The sequence below is a fragment of the Mesorhizobium bavaricum genome (genome assembly GCF_056781655.1).
Map to the genome: position 1 here is coordinate 5,368,048 of NZ_CM165566.1, position 14,995 is coordinate 5,383,042.

A 14,995-nucleotide genomic window follows, 5' to 3' on the forward strand; every position below is an offset into this window, starting at 1 on the left:
GATGCAAAGGGCGCTGTAATATAGCCCTTGAATTGCAAGTTTGTTTCGTCAAGGACGTGTCTATTGCCTGAATCGCCGCTTCCACTCGACAGTTTCGATCTCGCCATCCTTGCCATCCTGCAGCGGGACAACACGACGCCGCAGCGGCTGATCGGCGAAGCGGTGAACCTGTCGGCGCCGGCAGTGCAGCGCCGCATCAAGCGCATGGAACAGAGCGGCGTCATCGCCGGCAATGTCGCCGTCCTCGAGCCGGCGGCGGTCGGCCAACCGATCACCCTCTTCGTCGAGGTGGAGCTCGAGAGCGAACGCGCCGAGCTCATCGACACGGCCAAGCGGCAATTCTCGGCCGCACCGGAAGTGCAGCAATGCTACTACGTCACCGGCGAGGCCGACTTCATCCTCGTCATCACCGTGGCCGACATGGGCGCCTATGAGGCGCTGACGCGAAAACTGTTCTTCGACAGCAACAATGTGCGGAAGTTCCGCACCTTCGTTGCGATGGACCGCGTCAAGGTCGGGCTGACGGTGCCCTTGCCCGGATGAGAATTGCTGGCCCTCGCCTGCCCGCCATGTTTCTGACATTCTCGGCGTCACGAATTCGGCGGCGGAGGCGCGGTTGGACGACATCACTTCAGTTGCAATCATCGGTGCCGGGCCGGCAGGCCTGGCCATTGCTGCATGCCTGCGGCAGACGGGGGTCGACTTCGTCGTCCTCGAAAAAGAGGAGCAGACCGCACCCGCCTGGCGACGCCACTATGAGCGCGTCCACCTGCACACGACCAAACGCTATTCCTCGCTGCCCTTCGTGCCCTTTCCCAAGAATTATCCGCGCTACGTGCCGCGCAATCTCTTCGCTGACTATCTCGATGCCTACGCGCAACGCTTCGATCTGCGGCCCCGATTTGGAGAGACGGTGCGGGCGGTTACCCGGCAAGGTAGAAGCTGGCATGTCGAAGCGACATCCGGCATCGTGCATGCCTCCCACGTGGTGATCGCATCGGGTAACAACGCCGAGCCACTGATGCCCGGATTTGCCGGCGCCGATGCCTTCAGGGGTAAGAGGCTGCATAGCGCCGACTATCTCAACGCCACGCCTTTTGCCGGCCAATCGGTGCTGATCATCGGCATGGGCAACACCGGCGCCGAGATTGCGCTCGATCTGGTGGAAGGCGGCGCGCGACCAACGATTTCGGTGCGCGGCGGCGTTCATATCGTGCCGCGCGAGCTGCTTGGCGTGCCCATCCAGATGATCGGCATGGCGGCGCGCCTGATGCCGCAACGCATCAATGATGCGCTATTCCCTGTCATTCTCGATCTGGCGCTCGGCCGGCTGGAGAAATTTGGGCTCAGGCGGCCGAGCCAAGGAATGTTGCAGCAGATCGCCGTGGCGTCGCGCATCCCGGTGATCGATGTCGGCACGGTCCGCAAGATCCGCGAAGGCGCGATCAAGGTCGCACCCGACATTGCCGAGATCACCGAACAGGGCGCCCGTTTTGCCGATGGCAAGCAGAGCGAGTTCGATGCGATCATCTTCGCCACAGGCTTCCGGCCGGGCTTTGCCAGATTGCTACCGTCCGACGTCCAGCCGGGCCGCAGCGGCGTCAACGCGCGAGCCTCGGAGCTCGGCCTTTATCTCATCGGCTTTCACAATCCAGTCACTGGATTGCTGCGCGAAATCTCGATCGAGGCAGAGCAGATCGCTGACGACATCCGCCTGCGACGAGACCGAAAAAAGGCGGCCGAAATCCTGCCGGTATAATTTGGCGCGAACGAGCGGAGTTCTCTTCAGCCTCGGCTTGCCGCGCGCAGCCAGACCTTGTTGTCGTGGAATGCTGCACCGCCATAGGGTGCTGGCGCATCGGCGCCGGTCAGCACATTGATGCCCTCACCGCGTTCATGCGCGCTGTTTGGCCAGATGCCCTCAGCGATGACGACGCCGCGCTTGATGCCGTTGAACAGTTTTGCGTGCAGCACCACTTCGCCGCGCTGGTTGCCGACCTCGACGCGGTCGCCGTCGGCAAGCCCATGGGCCGCCGCATCGTCGGGATGCAAAAGCAGTTCCGGCCGCACTTCCCTGGCCTTCGACACCGGTGTTTCCGAGAAGGTCGAATTGAGGAAGTTGCGCGCCGGCGATGTCGTCAGCCGGAACGGGTGTGCTGCGTCGGCGACCTCGATCAGGTCGACATGGTCGGGGAATTCCGGCAACCGCTCCACCGGCCCGAACAGACCCATGCTCTTCGGCGGCCGGTTGGGGGCCGCCTGCCCGGTCCAGTCGGCGCGGAAGCGGAATTTTCCGTCCGCATGGCCAAATCCCTTGATGAAATGCGCGGTGTCGAAATCCGGCTGCAGGTCGACCCACTTGTCTTCCTTCAAGCTGTCGAAGCTGCCCAGCCCGCGCTTGCCAAGGATGATGTCGATATGCTGCTGCTCGGTCAGGCCGAAGCCTGGACGGTCGGCGACGCCGAGGCGCTGCGCCAGTTCCTCGATGACGAAATGGTTGGTGCGTGGCCCTTCCGGCGGGTCGATCAACTTGGGGCCGAGCGTGATGTGCTGGTTGCCGCCGCCCTTGTAGATGTCGTCGTGTTCGAGGAACATCGTCGCCGGCAGGACGACATCGGCAAGTTTGGCGGTGTCGGTCATGAACTGCTCGTGGACGCAGGTGAACAGGTCGTCGCGCAGAAACCCCTGCTTCACCAGCCGCTGTTCGGGCGCGACATTCACCGGGTTGGTGTTCTGGATCAGCATCGCCGTCACGGGCGGGCCGCCATAGAGCGCATCGCTGGCCCCGGTCAGCACCGGGCCGATGCGCGAATGGTCGAGATAGCGGATCGAGGGACCGCGCATCTTCGTGCCTTCCAGCACATCCTGGTTGAGCTTGAAGATGCCGGAATTGGAATGGAAGGCGCCGCCGCCCTCATATTGCCAGCAGCCGGTGACGGCGGCGATGGAGGCGGCCGCGTGCATGTTGATCGAGCCGTTGCGCTGGCGCGCAAAACCATAGCCGAGACGGAAATAGGTCTTCTTCGTCGTGCCGACGAGCCGAGCGAAAGCCTCGATCTCGGCGACCGTCAAACCGGTAATGGCCGCTGCCCATTCCGGTGTGCGGGTCCTCAGATGCTCTTCCAGCCCCTTGGGATCGTCGGTGTATTTTTCGAGATAGGCGCGGTCGGCCATGCCTTCCTTGAACAGCACATGCATGACCGCACAGGCCAGCGCGCCGTCGGTGCCTGGCTTCAGCACCAGGCCGAGATCGGCCTGCTTCATCGTCGCGTTCTCATAGACGTCGATGACGACGATCCTGGCGCCGCGCGTCTTGCGCGCCTTGATCGCGTGGGTCATGACGTTGACCTGGGTGACCACGGCATTGGTGCCCCAGATCACGACGCAGTCGGATTTCGCCATCTCGCGCGGATCGGGCCCGCGCAAGGCGCCCGCTCCCATCATCCAGCCGGTCCAGGCCAGATTGGTGCAGATCGAACCGAAAAAGCCGGAGTATTTCTTGGCGTGGCGCAGCCGGTCGATGCCGTCGCGCTGGACCAATCCCATCGTGCCGGCATAGTAGTACGGCCAAACCGTCTCCGAACCGTATTTCTCCTCGGCCGCGATGAATTTTTCGGCGACGAGGTCGAGTGCAGCCTCCCAACTGGCCTCCTTCCAGACGCCGTCGCCCTTTGCGCCGGCCCGGATAAGCGGTTTCAACAAACGGTCGGGATGATGGACACGGTCGGCATAGCGGGCGACCTTGGCGCAGATGACGCCTGCCGTATAGCTGTTGGCCTTGGCGCCATGGACGCGGCCAATGCGGTTGCCATCAAGCAACTCGACCTCGAGCGCGCAGGTCGACGGGCAATCATGCGGACAGGCCGAATGGCCGATTCTCAGCTTGGCGTGTTGGTTCATGGGACGAGATTAGCCGGTTCCTGGTGCGGGGTGTAGGGCCAGATGGGCGGGGCCTTACATCCCCTCTGTGCTATTCGTCTGAAGGGCCGATCAAGCGCAAGAATTCATCGAAGTCCGACGCAATGGGCCAAACGCTTTCGACCAGATCACTATTTGTCATGTCAAATGCAACGAGCGGATAAAGCCCGGCGGTGCGTAGATCGATCGCAATCGCTTCGCCGCCCCCGTTGCTGCCGATGACGAAAAACCCCGGAAAGAACTCCTTGAATGTCCCCTGCTGTTCTACTTCGATCACCTCTTCCGCGGTATGCAAAGCCAGCCACAGTGGCTGGGTTGGCAATGGGCCTTCACCACCGTTGCTGAAAGAGAGAAGGGCAAAATAGCTTTCAGGCAGGACAACAGGCGCAACGTCCCTGAGTTTCTGGATCGCCCCGTCTGACGCTCCACCGTTCTTGCGCCACTCCCGACCTTCAAGCATCTCATCACCCCTCAGCGCCTCACTCCGAGCAGCACCCCTCATCTGTCGCCTGCGGCGACACCTTCTCCCGCGGCGCGCGCCCCTACTCCGCCGTGCCTTCCTCATACTCGGCCGACATGGTCAGCCATTTTTCCTCGTGGCCGGCCAGCGTATGGGCCAGTTGCGAGCGCTCCTTGGCCAGCCGGGTCGCCGTCGAGGGGTCCTTCTCGTAGACGGCCGGATTGGACAGCTCGTCCTCGATGCCGTCGATGCGCTTGCGGATGCGGTCCATCAGCGCTTCGGTGGCGCGGATTTCCTTGGCCAGCGGCTCGAAGGCGGCGCGGCGCGCAGCCGCATCGCGGCGGCGGTCGGCCTTTGATGCCTTGTCCGCCTCGCGCTTGCCACGGCGGTCGCCCGACACACCGGTGACCAGCGTCTTGTAGTCTTCGAGGTCGCCGTCATACGGATTGACCGCGCCGTCCTTGACCAGCCACAGCCGGTCGGCGGTCGCCTCTAGCAGATGGCGATCATGCGAGATCAGGATCACCGCGCCGGGAAATTCGTTCAGCGCATGGATCAGCGATTCACGGCTGTCGATGTCGAGATGGTTGGTCGGCTCGTCGAGGATGAACAGGTTCGGGCCCTCGAAAGCCGACAGACCCATCAACAGCCGCGCCTTCTCGCCGCCCGACAGATCCTTGGCGGCGGTGTTCATCTTCTCGGTGGTGAGGCCGAACTGGGCGACGCGGCCGCGCACCTTCGATTCCGGCGCCTCCGGCATCAGCCGGCGGACATGCTCGTAGGCGTTTTCGTCGGGCCGGAGATCGTCGAGCTGATGCTGGGCGAAGATCGCCACCTTCAGCCCGGGCGCCACCGTCATCGTGCCACTCTCCTGCTTCAGCCGGCCGGACAGCAATTTGGCGAAGGTCGACTTGCCGTTGCCGTTGGCGCCAAGCAGCGCGATGCGGTCGTCGGCGTCGATGCGCAGCGTCATCTTCTTCAGGATCGGCTGCCCCTCGGTGTAGCCGACATTGACGTTGTTCAGCGCCACGATCGGCGAGGCCACCGTCTTGACCGGTTCCGGGAAGGAGAATGGCCGCACCGTATCGTTCACGATTGCGGCGATCGGCTTCATCCTTTCCAGCGCCTTGATGCGCGACTGCGCCTGTCTCGCCTTGGAGGCCTTGGCGCGGAAGCGCTCGACGAAGGATTCCATATGCTTGCGGGCGGCTTCCTGCTTGACCCGGCCCTTCTCCTGCAACTCCTTCTGCTCGGTATACTGGCGCTCGAACTGGTCGTAGCCGCCACGCCAGAAGGTCAGCTTCTTCTGGTCGAGATGAACGATCGAGTTGACGGCGCGGTTGAGCAAATCGCGGTCGTGCGAGATCAGAAGCACGGTGTGCGGATATTTCGACACGTAGTTTTCCAGCCACAGCGTGCCTTCGAGGTCGAGATAGTTGGTCGGCTCGTCGAGCAGCAGAAGGTCGGGCTCGGCAAACAGCACGGCCGCAAGCGCCACGCGCATGCGCCAGCCGCCGGAGAAGGACGAGGCCGGACGGCGCTGCGCCGAATCGTCGAAGCCGAGACCGGCGAGGATGGTGGCCGCGCGAGACTCAGCAGAATGGGCGTCAATGTCAGCCAGCCGCATGTGGATGTCGGCGATGCGGTGCGGGTCCGTTGCGGTCTTTTCCTCTTCGAGGAGTGCCGTCCGCTCGAGATCGGCTTTGAGCACGATCTCGATCAGCGGGTCCTCGGTGCCTGGCGCTTCCTGCGCCACCTGGCCGATGCGCGTGTTCTTGGGCAGGCTGATCGAGCCGGTCTCGGAGGCAAGGTCACCGGTGATGGCCTTGAACAGCGTCGTCTTGCCGGTGCCGTTGCGACCGACAAGGCCGGCCTTCGTGCCGGCCGGCAAGGTCAGCGACGCATGGTCGAGAAGCAGGCGTCCGGCCATGCGGAGCGAAAGGTCATTGATGATCAGCATGGCCGCGCTTTTGCACCGGACATCAACGCTTCGCAAGACCTTGCGGGCCAGTTGGCCGCACAAGGCCTGAAAACGACGCCCGCGAGGGCGCCGTCAAAGCAGCCGATCAGCGGCTTGCCTACCCGGCCAGGCAGCTTTCAGGTAGCGGCCTTGCGCTTCGTCGCCTTGGCCACGGCGGCAGGCGCTGCTGCCGGTTTGCGGCCAAGTCCTGTCGACTTCGCCAGCGCCGACCGTGTCGCCGAATAGTTTGGCGCAACCATCGGATAGTCCGGCGGCAGACCCCATTTGGCCCGGTAGTCGTCCGGGCTCAGGCCGTAATCCGTCCTGAGGTGCCGCTTGAGCGACTTGAACTTCTTTCCGTCCTCAAGGCAGATGATATAGTCGGGAAACACCGACTTCTTCGGGTTCACAGCCGGAACCAGGGTCGGGCTTTCCACGACAGGCGCACCAGCCAGCTTGCGAACCGAAGCGCTGACGCTGGCAATCAACTCAGGCAAGCCGGAAGCCGGAAGCGGATTGTTGCCGATATAGGCCGAGACAATATCGGCCGTCAGTTCGATAACGGTCTTATCATCGATATTTGACAATTCTTTCACCCTATTTGCGACAAAGTCATCCACCCCAGCGAAGACTTATGTCGATGTATCTCTTTAAGGCGCCCCCCAACGGACTACGAAATCTCAAAAAGGAATTAAGACTCGCAACAAGTATTTTTCATGGGAAATCGACGTCGCGCAAATTAGAAAATCTAATACTTGGAACTAGCAGACTTCGCAGCATGGCCGTCGGCCAATATCTCTAGAATGCGCTTCCAACGGGCGCAACGCCCGAAATCCTTCTGTTCTATCGCCTTTTCGGCCTTCATCGCGGCGTAAAGCGGCGCCTCGGCGCCGAATTCCTTGATCAGCCAATACGCTTCCTGCCTGGCGAGACGTTCATTTTCGTCAAACATGGTTTTCCGCCTCCGAACGCTCCAAGCCGACCGCAATACAACTGCCGATGACGAGGACAGCTCCGACAATGGCCGTCAACGTCAGCGTTTCGCCGGACAAGGTCAGCAGCAGCGTCGAAGCGATCGGCGTGAGATAGGCGACGACCGCGACCTTGCCGCTGCCTTCCAGCTTCAAGGCGCGCGACCAGAAGTAGTAGCCCAACCCCATCGGACCAGCGCCGAGATAGAGGCCGAGAACCAGGTCCGTGCCGACGGGCCAGGCGAAACCGTCGCGAGCGCACCACAAAAACGTCAAGGCGACACCGATCAGCGACGATGGCAGCAACAGACGATCCGGCGAGGTGGCAACCCGTCCCACCATGACCGAATAGAAGGCCATGCACAGTGCGGACCCGAATGCGGCGAGATAACCGACGAGATCGCCCTGGAGCCAGGATTGGTTACGCCCTCCCGAAATCACGAGTGCAACGCCGATGAAGCCCACGACCGCAGCGCCGCCCAGCAATGCCGGGCGCCGCGGGCTCTCTAAAGCGATGACCGCCGCCGCGACCATCAACGGCCAGGTGTAGGCCACCAGATTGGCCTCGATCACCGGCATCGAGGCGAAGGCGATGTATTGCAGCACCATGGTGCCGACCAGACCGATGAAGCCTACCGCGAGAGGCACGAGCGCCGCCCTCGCCGCGACTGGCGCGGCACTTTCCCTGCTCATCAACCGGATGGCTGCGAAGACGAGTGCTGCTCCTGTGAATTGCAGGAATTGCACCTGCGACACCGGATGACTGGCCAGCAGGGATTTGCCGACCAGCGCATTGGTCGACCACAACGCCACCGCGCCGGCAGCGAAGACCAGCGCGGATATCGAGCCTGATCCATTCCGAAAGAAACCGTATGGGGCTCTATCTCTGTCTTCGACCATGATCCTGTCCGAAAACCGGTTCCCCCTTTTCGGGATCATGGCTCATTACCATGATTCCCTGGCTCCACCCGGAACCGGAGCCTCGGGCGACACCGGAACGGGACGCTCTTCCTCGAACCGGCGATAGGCCGGCAACTGGTTGGTCCAGACGTCTTCGGCCAACTCGTTGACCCATTCGCGGTCATGGTCGTTGTCGGCAGCGAGATAGAACATGCGGTTGTCGTCGACATAGGGCTTGGCCACCGAGCGCTGGTTGAGCACCAGCGTGACGCGCTCGCCGAATCGGATCGGCGCGGTGCGGTGCAGGACGCCGAGAAACTGCCCAAGCGTCGCGTAGTTCATCTTGTGATCGATGCGCATGACACGGTTGCGTGGGATCTCGCGGCCGGATTCGAGGATGGCGCGACCAGTTTCCGAGTTGTCGCAATAGATTTCGAGGTGGCCGCCGACCAGCGGATTGCTGATCGACAGCGGTATGAGCTCGGTGACCGGAACGCCATCGCAATGCCATTCCACGGCGCCGTCCTTGGGATTCATGAAGGTCACTGTCGAGCCAACGATCGATAGCGGATAGGGCTCCAGCTTGGTGCCCATCATGTCGGACAGCCGCTCCAGCCGCAGCTTGTCATGCAGCAACTCCTTGATCTCGGGGATGAAACGGTCGGCGCCGGTGATGAAGGTCAAGTCGAGGTGCTTGTGCACGGCATGGCTGGCCTTGAGCTTCAGTGCAGCCTCCTCGATTGCGGCAAGCAGTGCCGGGTCATAGCCATGCAGATATTGCGCGACGCCGAAAGTCGACACTTTCCAGGCGGTTTCGTGGCCGATGATGGCTTCGCGGCTCATCGCATAACGCAGTTCGGGAATGGTATGGGCGTTCATTGTACTTCTCCAGGATGGGGACAACACTTGATAAACAGTCGATTAATTCACCCACCCCTGTAAAATTAGGAATGCTAGTGCTAGCGTAAGCCCAGCTTAAGGTCGAAACCGTGCGTCTGCTCAGTCAGGTCAACCTCAACTCGCTGAAAATCGTGGAGAGTGCTGCGAGGCATAGGAATTTCACGCGCGCCGGTGAAGAACAGTTCATCACCGCTTCCGCGGTCAGCCAGCGCGTCAAAAGCCTGGAGGACCAGCTTCGCTTCAAGATCTTCCTGCGTGGTGGCAATGCGGTCTCGCTGACGCCGGAAGGCGAGACCTATGTCTCGCGGGTTCGCGAGGCGCTGGAGCGGATCGTTGCCGCCAGCATGGAAGCGACCGGGCAATCGCAGGAGCATGTGTTGAAGATTTCAGTGTTGCCGACCTTTGCCGCGCGCTGGCTGTTTCCGCGCCTGCCGCTGTTCCAAAGGCAATACCCGGACATCGAGATGCGCGTCTCGACCTCCTACGCAACGCATGAATTCTCGACATCGGACTTCGATGTCGAGATCCGCTACGGCGACGGCCGCTTCCCCGAACTCAGCGCCGACCTTCTTTTCAAGGAGGACCTGACGCCGGTGTGCAGCAGGAAACTCTTCCATGAAATACTTGGCAACAAGCCGCTGTCGAAGGTGAAGCCCGAAGATCTGCGCCACTTCACGCTGCTGCATTCCGACACCTGCACCCAGAACTGGCAATCTTGGCTCGACTTCGCCGGCGCCGGCTCCGTGCTCCACGAGACCAAGAGCATCTATTTCGATTCTTGCATGATGTCCTACGAGGCGGCCGCTGCCGGATTGGGATTTGCCGTGGCCAATCGTGCCTATATGGCCAGCGATATCCGTGCAGAAAGGCTGGTGGCTCCATTCGCGGTGCACCACCCGAACACGGCGGGGTGGTATTTCGTCTGCCCCGACAAGACGCTGCCCGCGCGCAAAGTGTCCCTGTTCAAGCAGTGGATCGCGGCGGAAGCCGCCTTGACGCAGAGCCAGCTGGACGCCGAGATCGGCGGCTGATTTTCCGCCTACGATATCCTGGATCAGGCGAAGGCCCTGCCCTCCTCGGTCCGCTGGAAGAGCATCAGGTCCAACCCCAGGCTTGGCCGTCCCAGGATGGTCAGAATCGTATGCGCCTGGCCGCGGTGATGGGTCTGGTGGTTGAAGACATGATCCAGCGCCGGCGCCAGCCTTTGCGACACCGTGCGCATGTCCGAGACAGTCATGTAGGTGAAGCGGCCCGTCAACGCCTTGTCGCCGAGGCCGCCGACCCAATCGATGATCCTCTTGTCCTCGGCTTCACGCGCCATCCGTAGGCCGGGCAAGGCCCGGTGCAGGATGGCGTCCAGCGTCGTCGGCGCATCGCCCTCGCCGGTGAAGCGCTTCATCCAGATGCGGTCGGCTGTCAGCAGGTGGTTGAGCGTGCCCATCATCGAGCCGAAAAAAGCTCCGACGTCGCGGTTGAGTTCCTCTTCGTCGAGCTCTCCGGCGGCATCATAGATGCGGTTGTTGGCCCATTGATTGTAGGCCGCAAACATCATGAAATGCTGTCTCATGGTTTCCCCTCGGCTCGCGTCGACACGGAGGCCTACCTACCCCGCAGGAACGCCGACGCCAATGACCATTCTGCTCTACGACCTCGTAGGACGCGACACCACACGTCCGTTCAGCCCGCATTGCTGGAAGGTGGCGATGGCGCTTGCGCACAAGGGGCTCGCCATCTCAACCGCGCCGACGCGTTTTCTGGAGGTGCCCGAAGTCGAGGGCGGCGTTTCGAAGACCGTTCCGGTGATCCGCGATGGCGAGACAGTCGTCACGGATTCCTTTGCCATCGCGCTGTATCTCGACGAAGCCTATCCGGATCGGCCGACGCTGTTTGGCGGTGAAGGCGGCAAGGCGATGGCACGCTTCATCGAACGCTGGTCGCAACTGACCATTCATCCCTATGTCACCACCGCCGCGATCATCGACCTCCATGCCATGCAGGACGAAGAGAACGCCGCTTATTTCCGCCGGAGCCGCGAGCAGCGCCTTGGCAGGAAGCTGGAGGATGTCGTCACCGCGCGCGACGCCGGGCTGGCGACATTCCGCGCCGCACTCGAGCCGCTGCGTTCAATGCTCGGCTACCAGCCGTACATCGGCGGCGCATCGCCACTGTTTGCCGATTATATCGTCTTCGGTGCACTGCAGTGGGCGCGCATAGCCACGCCCTACCAGTTGCTCGACGACAGCGACGTGGTGGCGCAATGGTTCGCCCGCTGCCTCGACCTGCATGGCGGGCTGGGGCGGAAGGCTGCTGCAGCGGCGTGACGGTGTAACGCCTGCCCTGCCGCCTGGCAGCACGAGCGCCGTCAATTCCTTGCGAGCAAGGTCAGCAGTGAGATAGCCAGGCCTTACTTGGCCGCAGCCTTTTTGGGCTTGCTGGTCTTTGGGGCAGCCTTCGCCTCCTTGGGGGCGGCTTTTGGCTTGGCGGCGCCGGCTGCCTTCTTGACGGGCTTTTTGGCTGCCGGCTTCCCCGCGGCGTCCTCCTGGTCGACGTCGGCTGCCGCCTGGTGCCAATGGCGATCATGCTGGCCAGCCGGTTGTCCCTCTTGCAGCCAGATCTGATGCGCGCGGTTGCGAATGCGTTCCTGACGATCGTCTGCCATTGTCATATTGTCTCCATTCGGGCCGACTTCAGCGCGGCGCCGACACGCGACTATAGCAAGCAAAGCATCGCATTACAGCCATCCGATCTCGCCTGCTGGTCTGCCCATCGGCGCCGGCCTGACGCAGAAACGCGCAGCGTTCCAGCCCTCCGCTCCCGCTCCGGGCGTTCGTCACTCGGAAAGCCAAGCAATTGGCTTTCCGTCCGCTTGGCGGACCGTTCCTCACCCCTTGGCAATGAGCCGGGCGGCTTGTATAGAGCCCGCCACTCTCAATTCCATTCTCATCAAAAGGACGACCCATGGCGCTCGAACGCACCTTTTCCATGATCAAGCCGGACGCGACCCGGCGCAACCTCACAGGCGCCATCACCAGAATGCTGGAAGAGGCCGGCCTGCGCGTGATCGCTTCGCGCCGGGTCTGGATGAGCCGCCGTGAGGCGGAAGGCTTTTATGCCGTCCACAAGGACCGTCCGTTCTTCGGCGAACTGGTCGAGTTCATGTCGTCGGCACCGACCGTCGTGCAGGTGCTGGAAGGCGAGAACGCCATTGCCAGGAACCGCGAAGTGATGGGCGCCACCAACCCGGCCAACGCCGCCGAAGGCACCATTCGCAAGGTGCATGCGCTGTCGATCGGCGAAAACTCGGTGCACGGCTCCGATGCGCCGGAGACCGCCGCGGAAGAGATCAAGTACTGGTTCTCGGACACCGAAATCGTCGGCTGACAATCCAGAGCTTGGATCACGTAAGAAAGGCCGGCGTCTTGCCGGCCTTTTTCGTTGGCGCAACGATCAGGTCTCGCGCACGAACTGCAGCGTGTCGGCATGCTGCCGGTCCATGACGCCGAACCGGGAAATCAGCTTGCGGCGCTCAAGCGCAGGATCTCGCGGCCATCCTTGTCTGATATGACGAGCTTGCCGGCGTCGACACTGTATGACGCCGCCTTGGCCAGCGCATCGAACAGCGCCTTTTCCTCCGCCATCACTTCCGGCGCGCAGGCCTTGTAGGTCGAGCCGATGTCGCTGATGGCGATCGTCTGGCCATCGACCTTGGCGGTGGCGAAATAGGTGTTGCAGGGGCCGCTGCCGCCTGCCTTGCCGGCCTCGCTGACCCTGAACGTCGCTTGCGGCGCGGTGATGGCGCCAACGCCGTCGACATAGTCAACCAGCCAAACCTGACCAAAGACAGCATCCGCCGACTCGGCGTTCGGTGCGACCATCTTCAGCACAACGGTCTGCGGCACGTCGGTCAGCGGATCGATCTGATGGCGCATATCGGAGATGAACAGGAGCTTGTCGTCGACAGTGATCCGGGCCTGCAACGCATAGGTCATCTGAGGCCGGATAACGGAAGGGTCGAATTTGATCTCGAAGCTGATCGGCACCTGACCGGTCGGCTTCACGATCTGCTTACCGATGATCGTGGCGGGCGCGTCAGCCAGCGACACGTCGGCAAGCTGGACGGAGAGCACTGCACTGGGCGGCAAGGCGATGCGCTCGCGATAGATCACCTCGCCGCGCACGAAATTGTCGGCGGCGAAAGACAATTCCGGCACGGCCAATATGCCGACGACCAGAGGCACGAAACCGAAGACGAAAAATTCGGCGATCCTGTCCAGCATGACCATCTCCCTTGCCCAGGCTGACCAACCGCGGTCAATTGGCCAAAGGATTGCGGTCAATGCATGGCTGCTGAAGGATTTATTCGGGCGGTTTCCAGCGTTGTGCGGCCCTGGCGTCGGCTTCCTTGGCCTCGACCCAGCCGCCCTCGGAGCCGTCGGTGCGATGCTCCTTCTTCCAGAACGGGGCGCGCGATTTCAGGTAGTCCATGAGAAAGTCCGCCGCCTCGAACGCCGCCTGGCGATGCGCCGAGGCGGCCACCACCAGAACGATGTTCTCGCCAGGCGCAATCTTGCCATGGCGGTGAATGGCGGTGAGGCCTTGCAGCGGCCAACGCTGAACCGCTTCGGTGGCGATGCGGCTGATCTCGGCTTCCGCCATGCCGGGATAATGCTCGAGTTCGAGTGCCGAGAGCGCAGCCTGCTCGTCGCGGCAAAGGCCCGAGAACGACACCACGGCGCCGATGTCGGTGCGGCCCTGCGTCAGTCTGGCGATCTCGGCGGCGACGTCGTAATCCTGTGTCTGGATGCGCACCGTCGGCACCACGGCGGCCGGCATGGGTCAGCCTCCGGTCATCGGCGGGAACAGCGCAATCTCGCGCGCACCGGCGATCTTTTCGCGATGCTCGACATGTTCCTGGTTGATGGCGACGCGGATTACGTCTGGATATTGCAGGGCGTGCTCGTAGCCCTCGCCACGCGATTTCAGCCAGCGCAGGAGGTCGGCGACCGTCTCGATGCCGGCAGGCAAGTCGACGTCCTCCTCAGGCAGGCCGATCCGCTCGCGCACCCAGGCAAAATAGATGAGCCGGGTCGTCATCTCACTCGTCCATAATGTGCTTGAGGCCGGCGCGGAAATAATCGTAGCCGGTATAGAGCGTGACCAGCGCCGCGATCCACAGCAGCACCAGCCCGGTCTGGGTGGTCAGCGGGAAGATCTTGTCGCCGGCCGGCCCAGCCAGCAGGAAGGCGATGGCGACCATCTGGATCGCGGTCTTCCATTTTGCCAGCTGCGTCACCGGCACCGAGACCTTGAGTGCCGCCAGGTATTCGCGCAGGCCCGAGACGAGGATTTCGCGGCACAGGATGATGATCGCCGCCCACAGCGACCAGCCGGCGATGCCGGCGTGGCGATCGGTGTCGGCCGCCAGCAGCAGCAGGCAGGTGGCGACCAGCAATTTGTCGGCGATCGGATCGAGCATCTTGCCGATGTTGGAGGTCTGTTGCCAGGCGCGTGCCAGGTAGCCGTCCAGATAATCAGTGATCGAGGCGAGCAGGAAGATGATCAGCGCCGACCAGCGGGCGAAATCGCTCGACTTCAGATGTCCTTCGAGAAAAAAGCACAGCACCACCAGCGGCACCGCGACGATGCGGGCGTAGGTGAGCATGTTGGGCAGGTTGAACGCGCGCTTGGCCATGTCTGGGGGAACTCTTTCTGCCTGCCTACTCAAATCAGAAGCGAATGTAGGGGGTCAACAGGCCAAAATCGATTGGCCAGCCGAAAACGACCGAATCTGCCTTAAAGTGCCGCTGCGCACTTTTGGGCGACATGCGCTCTTCCGTTTGATGCATGCCGCTGCCCCAAAACCGCTGCGCACTTTTGAGCGACATG

Annotated in this window: 19 protein-coding genes; 5 read left to right on the forward strand and 14 right to left on the reverse strand. The window is 62.3% G+C overall.

Annotated features, from left to right (window positions below; all coding sequences use genetic code 11):
* Nucleotides 1–63 precede the first annotated feature (63 nt).
* Nucleotides 64–543, forward strand: a complete 480-nt coding sequence (locus tag AC1RZR_RS26350) for an Lrp/AsnC family transcriptional regulator (protein WP_481826455.1) — start codon at nt 64–66, stop codon at nt 541–543.
* Nucleotides 544–616: 73 nt separating this feature from the next.
* Entirely contained in the window at nt 617–1,759 is a 1,143-nt protein-coding gene (locus AC1RZR_RS26355; RefSeq protein WP_481826456.1) for a flavin-containing monooxygenase, read from the forward strand.
* 26 nt (nt 1,760–1,785) lie between these two features.
* On the opposite strand, the gene AC1RZR_RS26360 is transcribed toward AC1RZR_RS26355, so the two are convergent.
* The 7 genes from AC1RZR_RS26360 to AC1RZR_RS26390 all read right to left on the reverse strand — a co-directional run bounded on the left by AC1RZR_RS26360 (nt 1,786) and on the right by AC1RZR_RS26390 (nt 9,088).
* Nucleotides 1,786–3,900 carry a molybdopterin-containing oxidoreductase family protein gene (locus tag AC1RZR_RS26360; RefSeq protein ID WP_481826457.1) on the reverse strand — a complete coding sequence of 705 codons (2,115 nt, stop codon included), beginning with the start codon at nt 3,898–3,900 and terminating at the stop codon, nt 1,786–1,788.
* 70 nt (nt 3,901–3,970) lie between these two features.
* Nucleotides 3,971–4,378 (reverse strand): SMI1/KNR4 family protein, encoded by a 408-nt coding sequence (locus tag AC1RZR_RS26365; protein WP_481826458.1) that lies wholly within the window; start codon nt 4,376–4,378, stop codon nt 3,971–3,973.
* Nucleotides 4,379–4,460: 82 nt separating this feature from the next.
* Entirely contained in the window at nt 4,461–6,338 is a 1,878-nt protein-coding gene (locus AC1RZR_RS26370) for an ABC-F family ATP-binding cassette domain-containing protein (protein WP_481826459.1), read from the reverse strand.
* A gap of 137 nt (nt 6,339–6,475) precedes the next feature.
* Entirely contained in the window at nt 6,476–6,925 is a 450-nt protein-coding gene (locus AC1RZR_RS26375) for a Ros/MucR family transcriptional regulator (protein WP_379106365.1), read from the reverse strand.
* Between the two features lie 161 nt (nt 6,926–7,086).
* Entirely contained in the window at nt 7,087–7,290 is a 204-nt protein-coding gene (locus AC1RZR_RS26380) for a hypothetical protein (RefSeq protein WP_379106363.1), read from the reverse strand.
* Nucleotides 7,283–8,209: a DMT family transporter gene (locus tag AC1RZR_RS26385; RefSeq protein WP_477276341.1), complete on the reverse strand. Its 927-nt coding sequence runs from the start codon at nt 8,207–8,209 to the stop codon at nt 7,283–7,285. The genes AC1RZR_RS26380 and AC1RZR_RS26385 overlap by 8 nt, the downstream gene beginning before the upstream one ends.
* A gap of 45 nt (nt 8,210–8,254) precedes the next feature.
* Entirely contained in the window at nt 8,255–9,088 is an 834-nt protein-coding gene (locus tag AC1RZR_RS26390) for a hypothetical protein (protein ID WP_481826460.1), read from the reverse strand.
* Between the two features lie 110 nt (nt 9,089–9,198).
* Here AC1RZR_RS26390 and gcvA point away from each other — a divergent pair, with 110 nt between their 5' ends.
* Nucleotides 9,199–10,140: a transcriptional regulator GcvA gene (gene gcvA, locus AC1RZR_RS26395; protein ID WP_477276337.1), complete on the forward strand. Its 942-nt coding sequence runs from the start codon at nt 9,199–9,201 to the stop codon at nt 10,138–10,140.
* Nucleotides 10,141–10,163: 23 nt separating this feature from the next.
* On the opposite strand, the gene AC1RZR_RS26400 is transcribed toward gcvA, so the two are convergent.
* Entirely contained in the window at nt 10,164–10,676 is a 513-nt protein-coding gene (locus tag AC1RZR_RS26400; RefSeq protein WP_481826461.1) for a DinB family protein, read from the reverse strand.
* A 61-nt stretch (nt 10,677–10,737) separates the two neighbouring features.
* Here AC1RZR_RS26400 and AC1RZR_RS26405 point away from each other — a divergent pair, with 61 nt between their 5' ends.
* Complete coding sequence (locus tag AC1RZR_RS26405) at nt 10,738–11,430, forward strand: glutathione S-transferase family protein (protein WP_481826462.1); 693 nt, start codon at nt 10,738–10,740, stop codon at nt 11,428–11,430.
* A gap of 83 nt (nt 11,431–11,513) precedes the next feature.
* Here AC1RZR_RS26405 and AC1RZR_RS26410 read toward each other — a convergent pair whose 3' ends face one another.
* Nucleotides 11,514–11,768 (reverse strand): DUF2934 domain-containing protein, encoded by a 255-nt coding sequence (locus AC1RZR_RS26410; RefSeq protein WP_481826463.1) that lies wholly within the window; start codon nt 11,766–11,768, stop codon nt 11,514–11,516.
* 299 nt (nt 11,769–12,067) lie between these two features.
* Here AC1RZR_RS26410 and ndk point away from each other — a divergent pair, with 299 nt between their 5' ends.
* Entirely contained in the window at nt 12,068–12,490 is a 423-nt protein-coding gene (ndk, locus tag AC1RZR_RS26415; protein WP_013532476.1) for a nucleoside-diphosphate kinase, read from the forward strand.
* 131 nt (nt 12,491–12,621) lie between these two features.
* Here the strand turns inward: ndk and AC1RZR_RS26420 are convergent, their stop codons facing one another.
* The 5 genes from AC1RZR_RS26420 to AC1RZR_RS26440 all read right to left on the reverse strand — a co-directional run bounded on the left by AC1RZR_RS26420 (nt 12,622) and on the right by AC1RZR_RS26440 (nt 14,994).
* On the reverse strand, nt 12,622–13,386 hold the full coding sequence (locus AC1RZR_RS26420) for a YbaY family lipoprotein (protein ID WP_477276328.1): 765 nt from the start codon (nt 13,384–13,386) through the stop codon (nt 12,622–12,624).
* 79 nt (nt 13,387–13,465) lie between these two features.
* Nucleotides 13,466–13,942, reverse strand: coding sequence for a molybdenum cofactor biosynthesis protein MoaE (locus AC1RZR_RS26425; RefSeq protein WP_481826464.1), 477 nt, complete (start codon nt 13,940–13,942; stop codon nt 13,466–13,468).
* A 3-nt stretch (nt 13,943–13,945) separates the two neighbouring features.
* Complete coding sequence (moaD, locus tag AC1RZR_RS26430) at nt 13,946–14,203, reverse strand: molybdopterin converting factor subunit 1 (RefSeq protein ID WP_111549274.1); 258 nt, start codon at nt 14,201–14,203, stop codon at nt 13,946–13,948.
* Nucleotide 14,204: 1 nt separating this feature from the next.
* A complete protein-coding gene (pgsA, locus tag AC1RZR_RS26435; protein ID WP_023673449.1) occupies nt 14,205–14,801 on the reverse strand; it encodes a CDP-diacylglycerol--glycerol-3-phosphate 3-phosphatidyltransferase in 597 nt (198 codons plus the stop codon).
* 34 nt (nt 14,802–14,835) lie between these two features.
* Complete coding sequence (locus AC1RZR_RS26440; RefSeq protein WP_481826465.1) at nt 14,836–14,994, reverse strand: hypothetical protein; 159 nt, start codon at nt 14,992–14,994, stop codon at nt 14,836–14,838.
* Between the last annotated feature and the right edge of the window lies 1 nt (nt 14,995).

Coding starts and splice junctions, on each gene's coding strand:
- AC1RZR_RS26360 (WP_481826457.1), bottom strand. CDS start 3,900: ATGAACCAACACGCCAAGCTGAGAATCGGCCATTCGGCCTGTCCGCAT.
- AC1RZR_RS26365 (WP_481826458.1), bottom strand. CDS start 4,378: ATGCTTGAAGGTCGGGAGTGGCGCAAGAACGGTGGAGCGTCAGACGGG.
- AC1RZR_RS26370 (WP_481826459.1), bottom strand. CDS start 6,338: ATGCTGATCATCAATGACCTTTCGCTCCGCATGGCCGGACGCCTGCTT.
- AC1RZR_RS26380 (WP_379106363.1), bottom strand. CDS start 7,290: ATGTTTGACGAAAATGAACGTCTCGCCAGGCAGGAAGCGTATTGGCTG.
- AC1RZR_RS26385 (WP_477276341.1), bottom strand. CDS start 8,209: ATGGTCGAAGACAGAGATAGAGCCCCATACGGTTTCTTTCGGAATGGA.
- AC1RZR_RS26390 (WP_481826460.1), bottom strand. CDS start 9,088: ATGAACGCCCATACCATTCCCGAACTGCGTTATGCGATGAGCCGCGAA.
- AC1RZR_RS26400 (WP_481826461.1), bottom strand. CDS start 10,676: ATGAGACAGCATTTCATGATGTTTGCGGCCTACAATCAATGGGCCAAC.
- AC1RZR_RS26405 (WP_481826462.1), top strand. CDS start 10,738: ATGACCATTCTGCTCTACGACCTCGTAGGACGCGACACCACACGTCCG.
- AC1RZR_RS26410 (WP_481826463.1), bottom strand. CDS start 11,768: ATGGCAGACGATCGTCAGGAACGCATTCGCAACCGCGCGCATCAGATC.
- ndk (WP_013532476.1), top strand. CDS start 12,068: ATGGCGCTCGAACGCACCTTTTCCATGATCAAGCCGGACGCGACCCGG.
- AC1RZR_RS26420 (WP_477276328.1), bottom strand. CDS start 13,386: ATGCTGGACAGGATCGCCGAATTTTTCGTCTTCGGTTTCGTGCCTCTG.
- AC1RZR_RS26425 (WP_481826464.1), bottom strand. CDS start 13,942: ATGCCGGCCGCCGTGGTGCCGACGGTGCGCATCCAGACACAGGATTAC.
- moaD (WP_111549274.1), bottom strand. CDS start 14,203: ATGACGACCCGGCTCATCTATTTTGCCTGGGTGCGCGAGCGGATCGGC.
- pgsA (WP_023673449.1), bottom strand. CDS start 14,801: ATGGCCAAGCGCGCGTTCAACCTGCCCAACATGCTCACCTACGCCCGC.
- AC1RZR_RS26440 (WP_481826465.1), bottom strand. CDS start 14,994: ATGTCGCTCAAAAGTGCGCAGCGGTTTTGGGGCAGCGGCATGCATCAA.